This window comes from Sphingobacterium faecium (assembly GCF_003054045.1).
Lineage (GTDB): Bacteria > Bacteroidota > Bacteroidia > Sphingobacteriales > Sphingobacteriaceae > Sphingobacterium > Sphingobacterium faecium.
Genome location: NZ_QBKH01000005.1, coordinates 503,340 through 524,125, shown reverse-complemented (window position 1 = coordinate 524,125; position 20,786 = coordinate 503,340). Strand labels below are relative to the sequence as shown.

Annotated in this window: 16 protein-coding genes; 10 read left to right on the top strand and 6 right to left on the bottom strand. The window is 38.6% G+C overall.

What is annotated here, in order from left to right:
* Positions 1-55: 55 nt before the first annotated feature.
* A complete protein-coding gene (locus tag C8N37_RS16355) occupies positions 56-715 on the bottom strand; it encodes an SRPBCC family protein (RefSeq protein WP_108159880.1) in 660 nt (219 codons plus the stop codon).
* A 353-nt stretch (positions 716-1,068) separates the two neighbouring features.
* On the opposite strand from C8N37_RS16355, the gene C8N37_RS16350 reads away from it, so the two are divergent.
* Together C8N37_RS16350 and C8N37_RS16345 are read left to right on the top strand one after the other, a co-directional pair.
* Positions 1,069-4,182 carry a DUF6493 family protein gene (locus C8N37_RS16350; RefSeq protein ID WP_108159879.1) on the top strand — a complete coding sequence of 1,038 codons (3,114 nt, stop codon included), beginning with the start codon at positions 1,069-1,071 and terminating at the stop codon, positions 4,180-4,182.
* Between the two features lie 3 nt (positions 4,183-4,185).
* Positions 4,186-5,520 carry an SWIM zinc finger family protein gene (locus tag C8N37_RS16345; RefSeq protein ID WP_211322281.1) on the top strand — a complete coding sequence of 445 codons (1,335 nt, stop codon included), beginning with the start codon at positions 4,186-4,188 and terminating at the stop codon, positions 5,518-5,520.
* A gap of 277 nt (positions 5,521-5,797) precedes the next feature.
* Here C8N37_RS16345 and C8N37_RS16340 read toward each other — a convergent pair whose 3' ends face one another.
* From C8N37_RS16340 to C8N37_RS16330, 3 genes are all read right to left on the bottom strand, one after another.
* A complete protein-coding gene (locus C8N37_RS16340; protein ID WP_108159878.1) occupies positions 5,798-7,960 on the bottom strand; it encodes an ATP-binding protein in 2,163 nt (720 codons plus the stop codon).
* A gap of 503 nt (positions 7,961-8,463) precedes the next feature.
* The gene (locus C8N37_RS16335; protein WP_108159877.1) at positions 8,464-9,531 is read right to left on the bottom strand and encodes an FUSC family protein; all 1,068 of its coding nucleotides are present in this window, start codon (positions 9,529-9,531) and stop codon (positions 8,464-8,466) included.
* Between the two features lie 247 nt (positions 9,532-9,778).
* On the bottom strand, positions 9,779-10,000 hold the full coding sequence (locus tag C8N37_RS16330; RefSeq protein ID WP_211322280.1) for a hypothetical protein: 222 nt from the start codon (positions 9,998-10,000) through the stop codon (positions 9,779-9,781).
* 742 nt (positions 10,001-10,742) lie between these two features.
* Here C8N37_RS16330 and C8N37_RS16325 point away from each other — a divergent pair.
* Positions 10,743-12,869 carry a catalase gene (locus tag C8N37_RS16325; protein WP_108159876.1) on the top strand — a complete coding sequence of 709 codons (2,127 nt, stop codon included), beginning with the start codon at positions 10,743-10,745 and terminating at the stop codon, positions 12,867-12,869.
* Positions 12,870-12,954: 85 nt separating this feature from the next.
* On the opposite strand, the gene C8N37_RS16320 is transcribed toward C8N37_RS16325, so the two are convergent.
* The gene (locus C8N37_RS16320) at positions 12,955-13,479 is read right to left on the bottom strand and encodes a YceI family protein (RefSeq protein WP_108159875.1); all 525 of its coding nucleotides are present in this window, start codon (positions 13,477-13,479) and stop codon (positions 12,955-12,957) included.
* Between the two features lie 450 nt (positions 13,480-13,929).
* Between C8N37_RS16320 and C8N37_RS16315 the strand changes: the two genes are divergently transcribed.
* The 4 genes from C8N37_RS16315 to C8N37_RS16300 all read left to right on the top strand — a co-directional run bounded on the left by C8N37_RS16315 (position 13,930) and on the right by C8N37_RS16300 (position 17,158).
* Positions 13,930-14,913 (top strand): aldo/keto reductase, encoded by a 984-nt coding sequence (locus C8N37_RS16315; RefSeq protein WP_108159874.1) that lies wholly within the window; start codon positions 13,930-13,932, stop codon positions 14,911-14,913.
* Between the two features lie 6 nt (positions 14,914-14,919).
* Complete coding sequence (locus C8N37_RS16310; protein ID WP_108159873.1) at positions 14,920-15,210, top strand: DUF3861 domain-containing protein; 291 nt, start codon at positions 14,920-14,922, stop codon at positions 15,208-15,210.
* 182 nt (positions 15,211-15,392) lie between these two features.
* Positions 15,393-16,496, top strand: coding sequence for an L-dopachrome tautomerase-related protein (locus tag C8N37_RS16305; RefSeq protein WP_108159872.1), 1,104 nt, complete (start codon positions 15,393-15,395; stop codon positions 16,494-16,496).
* Between the two features lie 137 nt (positions 16,497-16,633).
* Complete coding sequence (locus C8N37_RS16300) at positions 16,634-17,158, top strand: ExbD/TolR family protein (RefSeq protein ID WP_108159871.1); 525 nt, start codon at positions 16,634-16,636, stop codon at positions 17,156-17,158.
* Between the two features lie 60 nt (positions 17,159-17,218).
* Here C8N37_RS16300 and C8N37_RS16295 read toward each other — a convergent pair whose 3' ends face one another.
* The gene (locus tag C8N37_RS16295) at positions 17,219-17,788 is read right to left on the bottom strand and encodes a hypothetical protein (protein ID WP_108159870.1); all 570 of its coding nucleotides are present in this window, start codon (positions 17,786-17,788) and stop codon (positions 17,219-17,221) included.
* Between the two features lie 510 nt (positions 17,789-18,298).
* Between C8N37_RS16295 and C8N37_RS16290 the strand changes: the two genes are divergently transcribed.
* From C8N37_RS16290 to C8N37_RS16280, 3 genes are all read left to right on the top strand, one after another.
* Positions 18,299-18,937 (top strand): flavin reductase family protein, encoded by a 639-nt coding sequence (locus C8N37_RS16290; RefSeq protein ID WP_108159869.1) that lies wholly within the window; start codon positions 18,299-18,301, stop codon positions 18,935-18,937.
* Positions 18,938-19,209: 272 nt separating this feature from the next.
* A complete protein-coding gene (locus tag C8N37_RS16285) occupies positions 19,210-19,830 on the top strand; it encodes a hypothetical protein (RefSeq protein WP_108159868.1) in 621 nt (206 codons plus the stop codon).
* A 65-nt stretch (positions 19,831-19,895) separates the two neighbouring features.
* Positions 19,896-20,702: an AraC family transcriptional regulator gene (locus tag C8N37_RS16280; protein WP_108159867.1), complete on the top strand. Its 807-nt coding sequence runs from the start codon at positions 19,896-19,898 to the stop codon at positions 20,700-20,702.
* Positions 20,703-20,786 lie beyond the last annotated feature (84 nt).

Genomic DNA, 20,786 nt, shown 5'->3' with positions numbered 1-20,786 from the left:
TTCATTAGACCCTTTTATTTGTTGTAGTAATGGATGATCACTACTATTTTTTAAATTATACTAGCTCTTTTGTCAGTTCCTCAGATTCTACATAATCCTTAAATTTCTTAAAATCTTTTTGGATCATTCTTTCTAAAGCTGGATTTAACAGCTTACCTACTGTTTTGCCAAATGCACCAAGTGGGGCTTTGTAACTCATTTTTAGCGATATCTCTGTTTCATTTTCTCCTACTTCTTTAAACTTTACCGTTCCTGCATTCTGCAACTCCGAATCTGCCATACTCGACCATGAAATTTGTTCGTTGACAACATCAGCATTGATAGCGGCCTTCCAAGATAAGGGATCTAGCCCCGACGGTGTTTTTACATGCCATTCGGAATGTTTTTCATCGATGATTTCAACGCGATCCAGATGTTTCATAATTAAAGGAAGATTTTCGAGTTTTCTCCAGAACGCATATACTTCTTGACGAGGACTGTTGACCGTTATGACCGATTCGACCAACACATCAGACGGTTTATTGGTGTGGTTGATGCCGAGTCTATCGTATAGTGGACAGAAACCTGTAGATCCTCTTAATAAAAGCAAAGCACTAGAAACCGCCAGTGCCGGATCTTTTTTTTTGCCCGATAGGCTTTTATAAAGTAAATAAGACGATGACAGGATCGTCACTATGCGTTCAGTTTTACTGATATTTTGTTTATAATTCATCATGTTGTAATTAGCTGTTTCATATATTTTTGATGCTCAAAAACTTCTTGCTATTATTACAAATAAAAATGAAGATTGTTAGTTTGTATTTTCATCAGCTGTCAACCGAGACTTCGGAAAGAAGAAAAAATACATGAATAGTTATACTTGATCTTCATATACCTCGTTGTTTCTATTAAAAAACGAGCTAAAGCTGATGAAATGTGTTTTGTTCAATTTTTGTAAGTTTTTGCTTTATCATATCGGTAAAGGGGGAGTTGACAATTTTCCTTTTGCCGTGACGGTGAGCTTAAGTTGGTAAAATTTTATATATTTAGTTTTGACAATAAAGGTTTAACAAATTCGTAAAGGCAATTATGTTTAAGCATCTAAAATTCATTGATGGTACATCTGATAAATTCTGGGAAATACAAACTAATGGTGCAACACATACAGTAACTTATGGTAGAAATGGTACAGCGGGGCAGTCAAAATCGAAAACATTTGACAACGAAGAAACGTGTATTCAGGATGCCGAAAAGCTCATTAAGGAGAAAACGAAGAAAGGATATTCGGAGGACGGTACAGTAGAAGTTGCGCAACAAGTTACAAAAGAGGGAACTGTGCGGAAACCTAACGCCTCAGCGCAACGTAAAGAAGAAGCGGTGAAGCGTCTAAAAGCGCTCATCAGTAAAGGCCGTGTATCTGATATTATTCCTTATCTGGAAGAATATGCGAGTGGCAACCTGGAGGTTATTAAAAAAGAGATTCGTGCTGCCAAACGCTACTGGGTCGACTATGTCGATCTGTCGAAAGATCCATTGTACAAGTCCAAAGCACAATATGATTGGGGTATACGCGGTACAAAAGAGCAACAACGAATGGTGAAATTGTTAGCTTTAGCGACCTTTAACGGTTCGGATGCGCCGAGCTGGGATGTTTTTATCGAACTAATGAATCAAGTAAGAAGCCCGGAAGTTGCCCAGATTCTAACATATGCCAAACCCAATTGGCTGACACCTTATCTGCTGCAATACGTTCAGAAAAATAGTTGGCAATCTGTTAATTATGATAATTTGCGGTATGCGGAAAGTAAGGGTTTTCTGGAATTTGAACCAGAGCTTTACGCCAATTCCTTGTCCAAGTCACACCATCCATCACCAGCTTTACTGGACTTATTTACAACAGATGAATTGACCATACAGCGCGATATTCCACTTGTATTTGAGTATGAAACACAGATCCATACCGTATACTGGAATTATAAGTATGAAAATAAAGTCAATGACCTGACATGGGATAAAATATTTGATCAATTGCTGGCCGACAATAAAATAGCTAAAGCATTTATTTTAACAAGCGCTCTAGAGGTGCAAACCAAAAATTGGAACACTAACCTGAAGAGTTATTTTAGAAAATTGATCGATCGGATAGGCGTGGACGAGAAAATGCTGCTGGAGCATCAGGAGTTATTTTTTCCGTTGCTGCATGCTGAAAATAGTGCGGTGATCAATTTCGTCGTCGATACTTTAAAACCTTATTTTGCACATGCTGACTTTAGATTGGAAGAATTTCTGACCTGGTCTGAGGGTATTTTTATGCGTAATGATATCAAAGCGGCACTGAAAACACTGCTGATACAATTTGATAAATTAGTTAAAATTCGTCCTAAAGTAAAAGAACAGTTTATCCTGCAAGCGGCCGACGTTTTTATGGTCCAGGATCTTCAATTGCAGGATAGAGCTGCTAAATTTATTTTAAAACACCAGAAACACCCCGTAGAAGCACTTACCGAAAAACTATCGCTCTATAGTGCACAGATGTTGGGTAGCATACCTGCGGATCTGAAAATCTTTACAGCTGCATCTACCTATACGGAAGAGGAAATCTTAAGTGAACTAAGGGGTAGTGCTGGAGAAGACTATGTTTTTGATCCAATAGTCGAAAAAAAACTCCAACAACCTTTTATTTATCCCACGAGTTGGAATGATATCCTGTTTAAGATCGGAGAGGTCATCGGTAGTACAGATGCCGTTCAGATGGAAATATTGATGAATGCCTGGGTCTTGCAAAGAGCGAATTTTCCGGCGGATTATAAGGAGCAGCTGGAACCCTATATCAATCAGCTTAAGAAAGTTTACCGAGAATCGCAATGGTTTCAGCATTTTTCGGGGGTATTTTTAAATATGTATTTCCAGCCGAATAAGATTTATCAAAATACAGATCGATACTCCAACTATTCCAAATGGGCGAGTATGATCGGAGAGCAGTTAACACAGCTGCAGCGCCATATCGCGAAAGAAATTCAATTGCCTTTATTGAGTTTACCTACGCATGAACCTTTCTGGATTGCTCCTCAAATAGTCGTACAACGTATTTTGGATTATCAGGATAAAGGCGTAGCCTTAGATTTATTAGATCTGTCGATTGCTTTGAGCCGGACTGTTCGGGAAGATCTGGATGGTATTGTAGCGCTGATCGATCAGATAAACGACATTCAGGTCAGATCTGTTCTGACTTATGCGTTAGGATTGGATGACGAATTGAAAATTGAAAAAAAATCTTGGGTCAAAAAGCTTTTATCTGCATCAGATAGCGCGCATGTTGGCTGGCTGGGTGTTTGGGCTACCGTGGCCCGGACGCATTATCCGGAGGCTGTTTTTAGTGAATTTGAACATGAAAACTTGAAAGAGATACCCTTTGCCGTAGCGCCTTTCCGACCAGAGCTTATGTTTACTCCGTCATATTATCAGGGGTATAATTATCAGACGAGAAAATCAGAAATGGTGTATGATGGTGAAAAATTAAGTTTTCACTTTCCAAACTTCAAACAAGAACCGCATACCTTTATCTACCATAAGGATATTTATCAACGGGGCAAGGACAGTTTGCATAGTTATTATCTGTATCAAGATGACATCTCTTACATGCATAGTTTGATGCCTCAGAATACCGAAAGTCTGTCCTTGTTTTTGACCTTGGGGTTAGCGGCTAAAGCTGATCAAGGAGGAAAGACACCGATCGGCTATCTGAAAGAAATGCTGTATGATTTCTTTCATTTTGACCAGCAGTCGGTACTATTTTTAGCGACTTCAACTTTTAACAAAGAAAAAGAAGTACGGGCCATGGCGATTGAAGTGCTCATCACGGCCATCGATAGGCAGCGATTACCGGTTCAGGATCTGGGGCATTTCCTGGGCATCCTGATGAGTCATACTTATGGTCCTTTAGGAAGATTAGAGGATGTTTTGGGACAGTGTCGTGATATCTCTTCCAAACATAATCATGCTTTGATACAGGTGATCAATCACATGCTCGTGGATTACGCTATAGGCGAAAAAATGCCGACTAACTTCAAAAAACTGATCGAATTATACTATGATCTGGTACATAAGGAATATCAGGAAATTTCCGTTGAAATGAAAGAGGTATTTGAAAAATTAATGATTTTTAAATCATTGCAACCGATATTAAAAAAATTAAGTAATTAACATATGGCCACTACAGATTTAGCGTTCAGCTACAGCAATAATTCGACACTTGTACAGCAATCAGGTATGCAGCAATTGGTGCTTGCCCATCAATCTGAGTTAAGTGAAGTCAGTGCCATACCATGTTTCTTTTGGGGCAGTATTACCGATCCACTGTTAACTTCCAAATGCCTTCTGACATTAGCTAAAGTGGTGCAGTCCAGTTTTGGGCCGGTGCCGCCAAGCCTGCGCGATCCCATTGTTTCAGCAGGTACAGATCAGATCCGATTTGAAGGATTCTCTTCCTGCAATGGTGTGTATGCACGGGTTGACTTGCTTGAAGATGCGATCGATGGCGAATTTATCAGCAGTGGTACGACCAATGTAGACTTTAATGAGCCTATGCTCAATGCCTTAAATGCCGTTAAAAAAACGGAGAAAATGGTACTGGGTGTCGGTAGTAAAGAAGTGTCCATCAGTACCGATAAAACTAAAGTCGTCGAAAAGAAAGTGACTTTACCGCCACGATGGATCAAAGGATTGACCTCGGTACAGCTTTATTTGGCCGGTATGGAACAGAAATACTGTTTAAATAAAATACAGATTATCCAACTGTTTCAGGGCATTCCAAAAGGAAATGTGAAAGGCGAATTATACCTGAGCCAAAGAGGACCTAGATTTGTATTTTCACCGATCGCTACAGCTGGATCAGTTCGCATCGGCGGGGTACAGCGTTTACGCTTATTAGAAGGGATTTTGCCGTATGCGGAGAAATTGATTGTATATCAAGAGGGTGGTGGTGAGAGCTGTGCCTTTGTAGCCGATTTTGGTAAAATCAGGCTTTCGCTGGCACTGTCGCCCGATAGCTACCGCGGTTTTTCAGGTGAAGGAAATGTGTTGGAAAATATGGTCAAGGCCGTACCTCAAGAATGGGTACATGCTGTGAACAGCCTGCTCAAGTCCAATGCACTTTTTGATCCGACTTTATTAGCCATCGAACACGATGTGGATTTTGCGTCTATGGATACTTTGACGGGTTCGCTCTCCTCCATAGGCTTATTGGGCTATGACCTGCACGATCATCAGCACTATTACCGCCGATTGCCTTTCAAGATGGAGCGTATCCTGGCCTTAAATCCAAGATTGAAGAATGCGCAGAAATTAGTGACGACTGATGGTGTTCAATTTGTCAAAAATACACCAAGCTACATCGAAGCCAGAGTCGAGGGTTCGGGAGTGAAACATACCGTGATTATCGCGGGAGATAAACAGCAGTGTACTTGCGACTGGTTTACCAATCATCAAGGAAAACGAGGACTGTGTAAACATATACTAGCCGTAAAGATGCTAAATGGCTAGCTATATTTTGGAATGATAAAGTTTTGGTTATGAGAAGGATCAAATCTTTGAACGCCTGGTAGACTAATATGCTTTCGAGTTGTAATGCCCCTAAAAGTTAGAGAATTTTTGGGGGCATTTTTATGATCAGGAGATGAAACACTATTTTGAATTCAAAATACACGGTCTAAAACAACTATTTGAATATCATCGTTAGGCTATGATACCACTTGCTGAGTCAGTTGTGTCTTCAGTTGATCCAGTAATTGTTTGGATCGGTCAGACGGACATAACTTTTTTAATTATCGAATTGGATCTGAATGGTTGTTCCTTTCCCTAAGCTACTTTCAACTTTAATTTCCGCCCCTAATCGATCAATGATTCTTCTGACAATAGACAATCCGATTCCAGAGCCTTCATATCCGGAAGAATTGGGAAGTCTCTGAAATATTTCAAATATATTATTCCCATTCTTTAGATCCATTCCGATACCGTTATCGATGATGAAGTAAGTCACTTTATTATCCGACGCGGTACTGTAAACTTCAACTTTTGGCTTTTCCTGTTTGCTGCTGTATTTGATTGCATTACCCACAATATTAAGGAAGAGTTGATAAATCAACGTTCTTTCCCCCTTTATTGGCAAGATAGCTCCCAATATAAAATCGAGATGGGTGACATCGTATTGATTTTTGCTACTTTCTGCAATTAATATTATTTTACTTGTTGGATCTAAGAGTTCTAAGTTTAATGCTACTGAATTTGATTTGGACAGCTCATGCACTTTGTCGAGCATATCGGAGATCAGCGATGAGGAGTCCAGCATATTATTCGCCAATTTATGGAGCTGTTCGGTCGTGATATTGTTTTTCATCAGGATCATCTGCGCTCCGAGTTTAATCGATGATAATGGATTTTTAATATCGTGGGTCAGAGTGTATGTGAAGGTGTCAAGAGCATTATTGGACCGAACCAAATCCTTATTCAGTTGGTCAATTTCGGCGTTTCTTTTGGCTAGTGCCTGCTGGATAATGAACACAATACGCTCTATAAAGGAAATTTCGACCTGAAGCCATGGTGTTGCATGGGTTCTAGTGATCTGCTTCCAAGCTTCAAAAGAGGTTCGCGGTGAGGGGAATGTTATTTTTTTTGAATCATCATACTGCAGATGTTTTTCGGGCTTTCCGGCCCATACTTCTTGGATAACGACCTCTTTTCGGAAAATATATATTTTCCATTGTGAGTTTGGTAATATTTCTGTCGTAATAACACCGGGGAGTATATTTTCGCCTTGGTAACTGTATTTAAATTTATGGGTAGAAAATATGCTGTCGTCATCTTGGACAAAATCATTTATTTCTTGGAGCTGTTCTGTATTTGGCACAAGTCCAATCGATCTTTCTCCTGTTGCATATTTAATATAAATGCCATCGGCATGTAGCATGGGCATGATCTTCTCTCCAAATCTTTCCAGTACATGAAAAGTATTTCGATCAATTAACAGATCGCTTTTTAAGTCTTTTTCTACCACGTTCATCGCACTCTGAATTTCCATTTCCTTTTTTAACAGCTCAGAAATATGATGTTTGGTAGCAAATTGAGTCAAAAAAGTACAAAGATGCCTTTGGGAAAGATCGACATGCTGGGGTTGATTATTTTGACAGGTAACGAGTCCCCATAACTGGCCATCTCTAATGATGGAAAAGCTTGCACTGGCACGTGCTTTTGAATTTTTTATATATTGTATATGAATGGGAGAGAGGGCTCTAATACTGCATTTTGATAAATCAATATCTTCTTGACTACTGCCCATGATTTTGTGTGTAGCTGCGTCCGTGTCGGCGGTATGGCGCGCTAAAAAAATGGTATAGAGCTCACGGGCCTGTTTGGGGATATCAAATTCAGGATAGCGATACCCCAATAAAGAATGCATATCTTCGGATTTTGACTCAGCAATAACCTGACCGCTATGATCCTCCATAAATTGATAGACCATCACCCGGTCATAATGAATGATTTGACGTATTTGCGTAGCAAGTGATTCCCAGATATGGGCTTTGTGATCTTCTAAATATTTTGCATAATAATACAGTTTATTTGATTCGACCTGTATATCACTATAGATCTCCACTTCAACATATATATGATCGTTATGCCGATAAATGCTTAAGTCATAATTTTCATTGTGGATGACAATTCTTTTTGTAAATCGGTAAAAGATAGAATTTTTAAAGCTTTCGTCAATGTCTTCAAAAACCAATGTACTGCTGCCCGTCAACTCAGCAAGAATACGGTCAATTGGTAATCCTAAATATTGTTCGAACGGGGTCTGCGTTAACTGAATGACATTTTCACTAACTGCTATACAACAAGTTTCATTACTAAAAACAAATAGGAACCCCAAATCTTGAATGAGACCACATCTTGTTATTTTTTCTTCATGACAATCTAAAAATTCCATAATAATTGCTAAATATTATATGTTAAATTGATATAATATCAGAAGGGAATTAGATTGTGACACAATAATTCGGTTGCAATATTATTTCAGTGAGAAACAGGTAGCTAATTTACGAAATTAATTTCTATCTTTAAAAACTTCATAAGCAGAGCTAAGACAATCTAAGTCGGTCCTAATCAAACAGGATTTAAATAATATGCAGGAACAGATTATCAACTACATCAAAGAGCTGGATCAGAAAGGATCTTAGCAATTTCATTTCCGCTTTTTTCTGCGGACCAAAGTATATGCTTGATCTATAAGAAAGTTCGTTATATCCTTTTATCTCACCACAGCCCATCGATTTATCATCCATACCGGTAATGACACGATGTGCAAGGAAGTTTATCAGCTTAAACGGTGAAAATAGGATTTAGATCACCAATCCTAAGTGGCGTGAGCTTGTTCTAATTAGCGTACTAATGGTCGAAAATCTGGATGATCAGAATGTGCTGTTTACCTAGTTATTGATGATCTACACGGTTTCGGTTATTTTTCTTCATTAATATTTTAGCCTTTCTTAATTGTTGAGTGGTATGATCATGTAATTTTGCATTAAATAAAATCCAACCACCGATCATTCCGATGATGCTTCCGATAAAAATATCGATCATGCGTGCAAAAAATATTTCGTTGGTATCTTGTGTTAATTGCTTGCCGGACTCGGACAGAAAAATAGTGAGGATGGTGATGAAGACTACAGCTATGGCATAATTTCGTACTACTAAAAACTCCACGACCACTTGTAGTAGGGTTATGCTGATAACCATGATCAGCGGAGTTGGATTGCCAGATGCAATTAACCAGGTTATACCAAGTCCTATTAAAGTTCCGGTAATACGCTGTGCAGCTCTGAGCCAAACGTGTTTTGAACTGCTACCCTGCATAACGGCTAAACAAGAAATCGGAATCCAATAGGGTTTTTCAATGTCCAATGATAAAGCTACTGCTAAAGATAGGGTCATAATGAGTCCAAAGATGATGGATTCGACAATATTAGTATAGCTCGATTTACGATGGATGATGCTTTCGGGCTGATGGCTCTTTTTTAGGGTAAGGAGGCTATATATTAAAGCGATACCACAGGTCAATATGGTCCCCATAGCGAGATAACCGATTTTTTCGGCTATATGTTCGGGTTGAAAAGGGGAGCAGATCGCGGTAGAGGCCAACATGATAAAAAAGAAATTGCCTGGAGGTCGGGTCAGCTGAAGCTTATGCAGGGAGTAATGTACGCCGAATGAAAAAAGGCCCAATGCTATGGGGGCAATAATGGGGCTAAAGGAAAAAAATAATCCGACGGTAAAAGATAACATGAGACCAAAACAACAGGTCATCAGGAGTATCATACGTTCGATGAGTTTGTCAGATTGGATATATAGAATGGATAATCCGGCTAGCGATCCCAATTTGCCGGCTTCTATATTGTCCATGTACCAACCTAGAATCATGGGGATGCCTACACTGAGCCCTGCAACTATGGGGAGATGCCACTGTCTATTGGTCTGATTAAATTTAAAAAACGAGTCCATGAGTTATTTTTTTGATGTGATTTGCAGAGAGAATGAGTTTGTCATTCTCCTCTGAAAAACCACACAAAGGTAACGATGTTTTATATTTTTAATCATTTTCATCCAGTATACCCTTCTGGTATTTATTTGAAATTTCCGTAAGTTTAATGATGGGTACAACAGAGAATGCTATTTACGCTGTACCCACGTTAACAGGAAATAAGCTCCTCATCCCTAATTTTTTAAAGCGATCTTGCTATATCATTCCTTATCGCGTAAAAGCAAAGTAGATCACATAAAACCAACTTAAGATTCCGTGTAAAATAGCCCAAAGGATGGATTTATTGCGATCCCATGAGGCAACGACCGCGATTACCGATCCTAGACCAATACCTGATGTCGTCACAATTTTTGTGTTTTCAGTAAATTCCTGTCCAAAAACAAGGGTAGTCATGGATAGTAAGAATACAAGTAGTGTTAATTTTTTCATGATTGATAATGTTAATGTATAATCTTATTTTATGGCTGTTCTTTAGCCATAAACAACAGGAGCAATGGATTTGTTTAAGCATTAAATTCTAATGGCGTCCAAGTCATGGATGAAGCAAGTTTACTTAGATCATTTGACACAGATAAATTTAGCAATTAAATGTAGGCTTTCAAAAAGCTGTTTGAACATAAACGTATGGTATTGCTATATATAATGGACAATAAATCCCCTAGCTCAACAAGAGCTAGGGAATCTGAGCATGGTTAAATTAAACAGGTGGAAATGCAGACCAACTGATTAAATCGTTACAAAGCATAGACATCTTGAAGATTATAGGCTTCTCATATGGACATGGCTAATCTTCAATATTGTTTCAGATTTGAACTAATGCTAAGATAAAGATGATGTTAAAGGAAGTGTTAGCAATTGATGGACAGTTTTATTGTTAATCCATAGACAATTTAAGTGACAAAAATGATTCAGTTTATGATGACTAGGGCTACATTTTTATGCTAGAGCATGTAGCTGAAATAAAGACATATCAATTGGATTTCTGCTGTACGAAAACCAAGTCATCTTAAAACCCACAAACAGCAAAAAATGAGTTGGCTTGCTTTAATTTTTAAATGTATTTGAACGTCTCAACAGGGAAACAATTTTACTTTTGAGTTGTTTATATCCTAGTGTTAACAGTGTGTTACCTGCTGACACCTGCTAATTTTCATCAATAACTACTATACACATGGCTAAGCAACAAGAAAACAAAAAAGTGCAACAGATCCAAGAGCATACGATTGACAATGCCAATCGGGTATTGACGACTAATGACGGCGTTCCAATCAATGATAACAACAATATGCTCAAAGCAGGAGAACGGGGGCCTGCACTCATAGAAGATTTTATATTTCAAGATAAGCTAGCTCACTTTGATCGCGAACGCATTCCGGAGCGTGTGGTACACGCAAGGGGCTCTGGTGCTCATGGTATTTTTGAAGCAACGGCTGATATTTCCCAATACACCAGCGCTGCCTTTTTAAAAAAAGGGACAGTTACACCCTTATTTATTCGCTTTTCAACTGTTGCGGGTTTTAAAGGATCAACCGATCTGGCGCGCGATGTAAGGGGGTTTTCAGTAAAATTTTATACCGAAGAGGGTAATTATGACTTAGTCGGAAACAATATTCCGGTGTTTTTTATCCAAGATTCAATGAATTTTCCGGACCTCATACATGCGGTCAAACCTGAACCGAACAATGAAATGCCGCAGGCAGCATCGGCCCATGATACGTTCTGGGATTTTATATCCTTAATGCCTGAATCGGCACATATGCTCATGTGGGCAATGTCGGATCGTGCTATTCCTCGCTCATTTAGAATGATGGAAGGATTTGGTGTCCATACTTTCAAATTTGTGAATGCAGAGGGTAAAGGTACTTTTGTGAAGTTCCATTGGAAACCAAAATTGGGTGTTCACTCTGTCGCTTGGAATGAGGCGCAAAAAATATCGGGTTTTGACTCGGATTTCCTAAGACGTGATCTTTGGGAGAATATTGAAAAAGGTAATTTCCCTCAATGGGATCTAGGGGTACAGCTGGTGCCGGAGGAGGATGAGCAAAAATATTCATTTGACTTACTGGACGCGACGAAGATCATCCCGGAGGAATTAATCCCCGTGACGATCATCGGTACGATGACGCTGAATCGCAATCCGGAAAATTTCTTTGCTGAAACCGAGCAGGTGGCGTTTGATCCAGGACGTTTGGTACCAGGTATCGACCTGACCAACGATCCACTATTACAAGGCCGTATATTCTCTTATGCAGATACACAAAATTACCGTTTGGGAGGGCCTAATTTTCATGAGCTTCCGATCAATAGACCAGTCAATGGGAAACATAACAATCAAAAAGATGGTTTTGGAAGACAGGACATCCTTAAAGGAAATGTCAGCTATTTCCCTAATAGCTTAGGGGGTGGCTGTCCGTACCAGGCGATGTTGAGAGGGGAGACAGGCTTTAAAAGTCATGAGGAGAAAGTCGACGGTCATAAGGTAAGACGCAGGTCTTCATCTTTTGCGGATCACTTCACACAAGCCCGATTGTTTTTTAATTCGCAGTCAACACCAGAAAAGGAACATATCATCAGTGGATACAGTTTTGAGCTTTCTAAAGTAAATTCGGTTGATATCCGTAAACGCGAACTGGCGATCTTAAATCAGATTGATCAAGAGCTTGCGAAAAGGGTTGGTGCCAATCTTGGGCTGACTCCACCAGAACAATTGGATGAACTGACCTTACAGTTTGCGCGTCAAAACCATCCTGAATATCCGATACATGCGCCTAAACCAGAAGTGGAGAAATCATCTGCCTTGAGTATGGCTACGGCTCCAGGTGAGGGAACTATCGAGACACGGAAAGTGGCTTTTCTAGTTGCTGATGGGGTTAGCAAGGCATCGGTCGATGTGATGAAAAAAGCACTGGAAGCGGAAGGAGCCGAGGCGGTATTGATCTCCACACATACTGGTACAGTGAAGTTTAAGGAGGGCGGCGAAGCGGAAATCCAACATACTTATCTGACGGAAGCTTCTGTTTGCTATGATGCATTCTATACGCCAGATGGGGATTCGGTTGCGACATTGGAAGAGGAGCCCGATTATATCCATTTTATCAATGAAGGATTTAGACATTGTAAGGCTTTGGCATTTGCAAAAGGGGCGGAAAAACTGATTGCTGATTCGTATATCGCAAAGCAAGAAAAAGATGCTGGCGTTGTGGTCGAATCTAAAAATAACCTGACAACAGACTTTATCACAGCGATGAAAGGCCATCGGGTATGGGATAGGGAAAAAGTACGTAAAGTACCTGCTTAATCAAGTAGCTACTTACTATTTTAATAATCATAAAAAAAGTCATGCTCCGAATGGGAGCATGACTTTTTTATATCAGGATGGGATGTTATTTCGTAACAGTGAATTGGAAATCTGCTTGGAATTTTACTTCGTCGCTGACCATCAATCCTCCCGTTTCTAAGGCTGCATTCCAAGTTAATCCGAAATCTTGACGGTTGATTTTACCGGTAGCGGTATAGCCGATTTTTTCATTACCCCAAGGATCTTTGGCTACTCCTCCAAATTCTACGTCGAACGTAACCGATTTGGTTACTCCTTTGATCGTTAGATCGCCTGTTAGTTTGATATCGTCACCATCTTTTGTGCTGCTTGTAGCATGAAAGGTAATCTCTGGATGAGCTGATGCATCAAAAAAGTCTGAACCTCTTAAGTGCTCATCGCGTTGCTCATTTTTAGTATTTATAGACGCTGTTTTGATCGTCAGGTCAATTTTGGCATTTTCTAAATGGTTGGAATCACTGTCTACCGTAATGTCGAAATCTTGAAATTGACCTTTTACGTTAGTAATCATCATGTGTTTTACTTTAAACTCAATTTCACTGTGTGCTTTGTCTAAACTCCAATTTGCCATAACTTTAATGTTTAAATTTGTTTATAAATTTTTTATTTTCTTCTTTACTAATCTACTACAAAATTAAGAGATCCGATTGTAATAATTCTTGACCTACATCAATATCGTATTTTCTTTGAATCTACTATTATAAGCTAAACAATGTGGACACCATATTAGTTTCAATTTATTTTGTACATGGTGTTAATTTTTGGTGTATCCATAAATGATATAATGAAGTTATAGGAAAAATAACTAGGCTGTAATTAGGTAGATAATGATGTCGCTCATGTATGGTACTTATTAGGATGTATTTATAAAATTCAGGAGTAACATAATATTGATCGATGGATGAAACAACATCTCAACTTAACTGTTTTATGAATATAGGATCATAGAAAGTCGAAAAATTTCAGTAGATAGAGATCTTGGAAAAGAATTAAATTTTTGATACATAAAAAATAAGTAAAAATGGAATATAGAAAATTAGGTGATAGTGAGTTAGAGATTTCAGCAATTACTTTTGGCGCTTGGGCTGCTGGGGGCTGGATGTGGGGAAGTACGGATAGAAACGATGCTATAGAGGCCATTAGAGCTTCTTATGACGTAGGTGTAACGGCTATTGATACGGCACCGATCTATGGACAGGGCACGAGTGAAGAAATCGTTGGTGAGGCAGTCAGAGAAATTGGTCGGGATCGGGTTCAGATTTTAACCAAATTTGGTATGCGTTGGGATTTGGCGAAAGGAAATTTAGCGATGCACAGCAAAAATAATGAGGGTGTGGATATCGATATCTATAAATTTGCGGGCAGAGATAGTATTATTTACGAATGTGAGCAGAGTTTGCGCCGTTTGGGGACAGATTATATTGATTTGTACCAGATTCACTGGCCCGATCCCACGACGCCGATAGACGAAACCTTTGAAGCAGTTACCCGTTTGATCGAACAAGGTAAGGTACGTCATGCTGGCGTTTGTAACTATAGTGCTGCTGAAATGGAGGAAGCTGAGAAAACACTAAAACTGGTTTCTAACCAAGTTCCATTCAGTATGGTCAATCGGGGCATCGAGCAGGAAACAGTTTCGTATTGTGTAGTGAACAACAAATCGATCCTAGCGTATAGCCCATTGGAAAGAGGCTTATTGACGGGTAAAATAACCGCTAATTATCAATTTCAACCTGGTGATCACCGTTCAAAATTACCGCATTTCCAACCTGATTTTATTGCTAAAACGAATAATTTATTGGAGAAAATAAAACCGATTGCAGATCAGCATCAAGCTACCTTGGGGCAGTTAGTGCTACGCTGGACTATCGAAAGGGCAGGGATCACCATCGCGTTGGCAGGGGCAAGAAATGCACAGCAAGCGGTTCAAAATGCCAAGGCAATCGATATCCATTTAACCCAAGAAGAAATCGAAACCATAAATGAATTTGTTAATAATTTTTAAAGCGATATGGAAAAAAGAAATAATGCTTATCAATTAGAATTAAAAGAGATGACTCTAAAGAATGGAGATGAGGGAACAAAATCTTTGCGATTAAATTTTGATAACCATGATGATTTGTTCCATATTTTGGAGGTGATCCGTTCGAAACAAATTTTTGAAAATAAGGAAACAGCTACCGAATTTGCTTTGGGATTGAAATTGTTTACGGAAGTCATGTTAAAAAATAAAGACAATCCTTTATTTGAGGATTTGCGTCCAGCAATTTCGGATTTTATGAAAAAATTAAAGAGTCTTTAAATTCTTTCGGGTTGGCTGTAAAGAGAGTATGTAGGATTAACGTGAGATGCTTTTTTTGCATTTTAACGTGTTGTGTTCTTGCTCACCAGCGGACAAGAACATCATCTATTTAGCCTGCTTTATATTTTTTGATGATGATATCTTTTTGATAAGAAATTGCTGAAATTAAAATGGACTAGAAAATGAAATGGATCAATAACATTGTATTCATACTGGCTTTATTAGGAAATATGGATCAAAATTTTGCTCAAGAATATCACAGTGAGGCGTTGCAAGAGGCCGCTTCTTTTGGAAAATATCGTGCTATTGGGGTGAGTGTCAATGCTGCGAATCGATTGTTTGTGGCTTTTCCAAAACAAAATGCTGATTACCAATATGGTTTAACAGAAATTTTAAACGGTCAACGGCTACCTTACCCGAATGAAGAATGGAATAAATCGGGCAATGAAGTTGAGCATTTTGTCAGCGTACAGGATATATATGTCGATGCACATGATTTTCTCTGGGTATTGGATTCTAAACCCGCAGCGTCGGGTTCGATTTTTGGAAATCAAGATGAAGAAAAACAAGGGAAATTCAAATTATTAAAAATTAGCACCAATACAAATCAAGTCGAACAGATCTATACATTTGATGATTTGGATAAATCTAAATCTGGCTTAAACGATGTTCGTGTGGATGTCGAGAAGAATAAAGCTTACCTTTCAGATCCAGGTCAAGCGGCTATTGTCGTACTGGATCTCGCAACAGGGAAAACTCGTACAGTGCTAGAAAAAACAACATTTACTTTAGCTGATCCGTCCTTGGTACTTGCTTATGATGGAGTGGAAATGCGCGACAAAGCGGGTAAACCTTTTATGTCTAACGTAAATGGAATTGCTCTGACGCACGATTTTAAATATTTTTATTTTAAACCGATTAATAAAACACATTTGTATCGTGTTGAAACGAAATATTTGATCGATGAAAACCTTCCAGAAAAAGAATTGGAGAAGAAGGTAGAAGACATGGGAGATGTCGGGGTTACACATGGATTGATCGCTGATAAAAAAGGAAATATTTATTTAACAACTTCACTGGATTATTCGATCAAGTATTTAAGTCCAGCGGGGGAATTGCATACTTTAGTGCAAGATTCGAGGCTGCTTTGGCCAGATTCATTTGGAATTGGTACAGATGGTTTTCTTTATTTTTCATGTGCCCAACTGCCGCAGGATCCCAATTGGAGCAATGGGAAAAATAGAACAGTATTGCCTTATCGTGCGTTTAAGGTGAAATTACCTTAGGGTATACTTATTGATTTTAAATCAAGCTGTTGTTATAAAGCTTTATATTTTTATTGAAAAATAATATGGAATAAGAGTCATGGCGGCATCCTATAAAGGAATATAAACCGATTTGTATCCTTTTAATCTAGAACGTCATGGCAGAGCTAAATCAAAAACAACCGCAACCAGGGAAAAAGAAAATAAGAAGTAAAAAATTGGCTCCGAAGGTCGATCTTACTGCAATGGTGGATCTTGCTTTTCTATTGATCACTTTTTTTATGTTGACCACCACCTTGAATAAACCTCATCGATTAGATGTCGTTATGCCGGACAATCATGTTGAAAACCCTTTACTGCTAGACGAAAGGCGTGTAGTATCGCTGTTATTGACCGATAAGGGGCTGATGTGGTATCATGGAGATTTTAATCATCCCATATCAAAACCGGAGTTTACTGATCTCAGTAAGACGGGGATAAGAAAAGTCTTGGATCGTCTAAAAGCAGAGATCCCTCCAAAGGCTGACGGTAAGGATATGATTGTCTTGATCAAGCCGAGTAAGGAAGCTCGTGCTGTAGATGTGATCCAAGCGTTGGATGAGATGAAGCAGGTGGATATCAAACGCTATACCATCAGTAAGATCGGAGACGACGAGGAAAAGATGGTTTTAGCTTCGCTTTAATTTACTGTTCTTGAGTGATCCTTATAGCGCTTCGTCCTCATCTGACGAAGCGCTATCCTTTTAATCTTTATCCAATTTCTGCCAGAAATTGGCAATTTGTATTTTGATAACTTCGGGTAGCTGACCATAATTGTCCGAATAGGTCGTCTTTTGATAACCATCATCATGGTCTGCCTGAAGTCTGTAAAATTTTTTGTTGTAGAGGATTAAGGCGATACAACTCAGCTGTTTTTGCATATCCTCTTTTGGATGTCTGGAATATACAAAAATAGCGTCAAGCTTACCATCTTTATCAGCATCGAAAAAAGATTTTCGTGCATCCCATACGGAAGTGACAATCCCTTTTTCGGAGACATCATCTTCGGCAACAACGGTCCATTTATCAGCTATTTTTTGAAACTGTTGGATATAAAGGTGATCGGGATCTGCATGGCGCTCTTCTTTGGAGAACACGATATAATTATCTTCTTGAGGGGTGGTGATGTGCTCCACCTGTAGTACTCTTTTTCCTTTGTAGGGAAAACCAGACTGTTCAAAATTTGCTTTATTGACCGAAATACTGGTTATCTGAGCGTGAGCGAGGCTGATACTGAATCCCAGAATGAGAACGGCTGCGAACTGGTTGATCATATTTCTTGAGTTAGTTTACTTTTGAGTTTGGGTGTATTTGGTTTAAAATTAGTTATTTATGCTGAAATTTGCTAATTTTTTATAAATCAAAATTTATGAATTGAACTGTTACACTGGGGTATTGTAAAAATAATTATGCTATTATTCATTACTAAAAACGAACATGATTGATCGCAGCAATTTTCAATAAAATTTATTTCGGATTGTACTAATATATTAAATTTAGAAATATAGTTTAATGCTGTGCTATGTTTTTTTTATGTATTTCAAGGTGATAATTTTAAAAGGTTTGGAAGTTCTGGTAAAATTTTAAAGATTAAAAGTCGTACAAAGTAATACTAAAATTTTATTTTTGATTTGTTTTTTTTGTAGGCATAGCAGGTTAACTGTTTTTTATCGTTTTAGGGATTTAGCATATATATGTGGTCGTATTTAAGGTTCTTGTTTCCATTTAAGCAATAAATTACAATATGTTATGATTATATTCGGAAGATCGTTTAAAAAAATGTAATGAAAGCAATAAATAGAAGTGAGATCAATGAAATGGAGAAATTCTATCGCATTAATCTGATCAATAGTTTGATTGGTTTTAAACCATTGAATCTGTTGGGGACGTGCAATACAGCGGGTATACCTAATCTAAGTATCATCAGTTCTGCATTTCACTTAGGGGCTAATCCCCCCTTGCTGGGATTGGTCATGAGACCACAGCGAGAGCACAACGATACGCTTAACAATATACGGGTTACTGGGCAATATACGTTGAATAATGTGTTGCCAAATTGGTATAAACAAGCACATCAGACCAGTGCCAGTTATGCTTCGGGGATATCTGAATTTGATATGTGCGGCTTTCATGAATGGTACAAAGAAGGGTTTAAAGCTCCATTTGTCCAAGAATCTACCGTGAGAATAGGGTTGGAGTTAAGAGAAATCATAGATGTCGCAATCAATGGTACGAAAATCGTCATTGGCGAAATAGTGCAGTTGTTAATTGATGATTTGATTATTGAAGAAAATGGTACTGTGGATCATAGCCAAGCTGGGTCCATGGCTGTATCTGGGTTGGACCGTTATTTTATTCCGCAATTTGTGGGGCGCTTGTCTTATGCAAAGCCGGGTACTGAGCCTCAGGAAATAAAAATATAAGAATCATTACATACTTGATCATATGATATTTTTTCAGTGTTAGACATCAACCAATTGTTAAATAGGCAATAGAATATGGAAGGATAAGTCCTCTTAATTTTTTGATATGGGACAGGGCAACTGTTAAATTAGGTGGGGACCAATGTTAAATATTCTAAACTGATCGCGAATTATGCTAATTTTAAACGCGCTTATTCGCTAGCCATAGTTCAGCTCTAGCTTTTGGACTTTGATGTTAAGTGTTGTGCAGCCTAAACCCATACCATTATCACATGAAATATTTAAAATTAACATCCTTACTGTCTTCTCTAGTCCTCTTATCTGCTTGTAATCAAAATGGAAATGAGACTACATCGAAAGGAATAGAGGAGGTGCAGCAAGGGAATGTGACTGCCTTGCTGGAAGACTTGAGAAATAGGACAATAGAACTGTACAAATGGAATGATACCAAGAGTACTCATATAGACTTTGAACCGCTTCTGCTGAAAGAGACGGATAGTATATATGCAGGACTTGATCTCGCGAGGCATGAGCAACGAGTGGCAGAATTGCGGGAAACCAATCTTTTTACAGATCATTTTGTCGAAAATTACGATCAGATAGCCCGAACCATAGATAAGAAATTGAACGATAAATCCAGTGTGTGGAATGTGGGTGAACTTCCGCCCTTTGGCAATGGGGCCAATCCCTGGTGTAATTGTCAAGATAATCCAGAAAAATTTTGGGAAAATATCACCTTAAAGGATGTTAAAATGATCAACGAAAATGCTGCGTTCAGCTGGTCATGGGGTGGTGACTTTGATTATAAAGCCAAGGCTATACTGGATCATGGGCTGTGGAAAATAGATTATCTGGAAGGATTTGACCCTAAAACGTTTATCGCTTCTGAATAAATAGGTTGAGCATATCACTTGTCCTATTATCTTTCGTATCTTTATCAAATTATCCCCGTGAGATTATGCAGCTTTATCCGTCATTGAGGCTTTCTACCATCTTAAAACACTACCTGATCATCAGGAATGAACATGAGGTGTATGCGAATTATCGTTTATTTTCTGATGGTAACCCAGGGTTGGTGTTTCATTTTAAAGATCCATTTTTACAACAGTCTGATCGTCAATCTAGGTATGTACAACCTCATAGTTTTGTTTATGGGCAGTTGACACAATTTAATGATATCCGTTCGGCCGGAAAACTGGATATGTTGATCGTGGTACTCCAACCTCATGCACTATATGCTCTACTGAATTTATCTGCCGCTGAATTGAACAATACGATCATACCCTTGAATATGATCTTCGGTCAGAAGGGGAAAGAGATCGAGGATGAGGTTTTGAGTGCTCCAAATCTTGCCCAAGCGATAACAGCAATCGAGCAGATGTTAATCTCCAGAGTAAATCGGTTTCAACAGGCCGACAGGCTTATAGATCGCGCTATAGATTTGATTTATCATGCGAATGGGATGATTGCTGTTTCAGATATCACCAAAGAACTGCCGGTGACGGAACGGCAATTGGAACGTAAATTTAAAGAACAGATCGGAATCGGCCCTAAAAAGTTCATGGATGTGATCAAGTTCCAGCATTTTCTCAAATCAATGCAAAAATTTCCATTGGATGTCAAACTTTCTCAGGTTATATATGCCTGTGGCTATTATGATCAGGCACATCTGAATAATTGCTTTAAACGGCATGTCGGTGTTACACCTCTGCAATATCGAAATAATACTCATCTGCTGGCGATCAACCTGATGCAGGTATCCTAAAACGGGATTGTCGGTTTTTTCCAATTTATTTTTAGGGAGTCTATCTAATTTTGAGTCATTAATGGTTTATAAAATTAGAACTCA

Coding starts and splice junctions, on each gene's coding strand:
- C8N37_RS16315 (WP_108159874.1), top strand. CDS start 13,930: ATGGAATATAGAAAATTAGGTGATAGTGAGTTAGAGATTTCAGCAATT.
- C8N37_RS16285 (WP_108159868.1), top strand. CDS start 19,210: ATGAAATATTTAAAATTAACATCCTTACTGTCTTCTCTAGTCCTCTTA.
- C8N37_RS16310 (WP_108159873.1), top strand. CDS start 14,920: ATGGAAAAAAGAAATAATGCTTATCAATTAGAATTAAAAGAGATGACT.
- C8N37_RS16350 (WP_108159879.1), top strand. CDS start 1,069: ATGTTTAAGCATCTAAAATTCATTGATGGTACATCTGATAAATTCTGG.
- C8N37_RS16345 (WP_211322281.1), top strand. CDS start 4,186: ATGGCCACTACAGATTTAGCGTTCAGCTACAGCAATAATTCGACACTT.
- C8N37_RS16335 (WP_108159877.1), bottom strand. CDS start 9,531: ATGGACTCGTTTTTTAAATTTAATCAGACCAATAGACAGTGGCATCTC.
- C8N37_RS16355 (WP_108159880.1), bottom strand. CDS start 715: ATGATGAATTATAAACAAAATATCAGTAAAACTGAACGCATAGTGACG.
- C8N37_RS16340 (WP_108159878.1), bottom strand. CDS start 7,960: ATGGAATTTTTAGATTGTCATGAAGAAAAAATAACAAGATGTGGTCTC.
- C8N37_RS16300 (WP_108159871.1), top strand. CDS start 16,634: ATGGCAGAGCTAAATCAAAAACAACCGCAACCAGGGAAAAAGAAAATA.
- C8N37_RS16295 (WP_108159870.1), bottom strand. CDS start 17,788: ATGATCAACCAGTTCGCAGCCGTTCTCATTCTGGGATTCAGTATCAGC.
- C8N37_RS16290 (WP_108159869.1), top strand. CDS start 18,299: ATGAAAGCAATAAATAGAAGTGAGATCAATGAAATGGAGAAATTCTAT.
- C8N37_RS16305 (WP_108159872.1), top strand. CDS start 15,393: ATGAAATGGATCAATAACATTGTATTCATACTGGCTTTATTAGGAAAT.
- C8N37_RS16320 (WP_108159875.1), bottom strand. CDS start 13,479: ATGGCAAATTGGAGTTTAGACAAAGCACACAGTGAAATTGAGTTTAAA.
- C8N37_RS16330 (WP_211322280.1), bottom strand. CDS start 10,000: ATGAAAAAATTAACACTACTTGTATTCTTACTATCCATGACTACCCTT.
- C8N37_RS16325 (WP_108159876.1), top strand. CDS start 10,743: ATGGCTAAGCAACAAGAAAACAAAAAAGTGCAACAGATCCAAGAGCAT.
- C8N37_RS16280 (WP_108159867.1), top strand. CDS start 19,896: ATGCAGCTTTATCCGTCATTGAGGCTTTCTACCATCTTAAAACACTAC.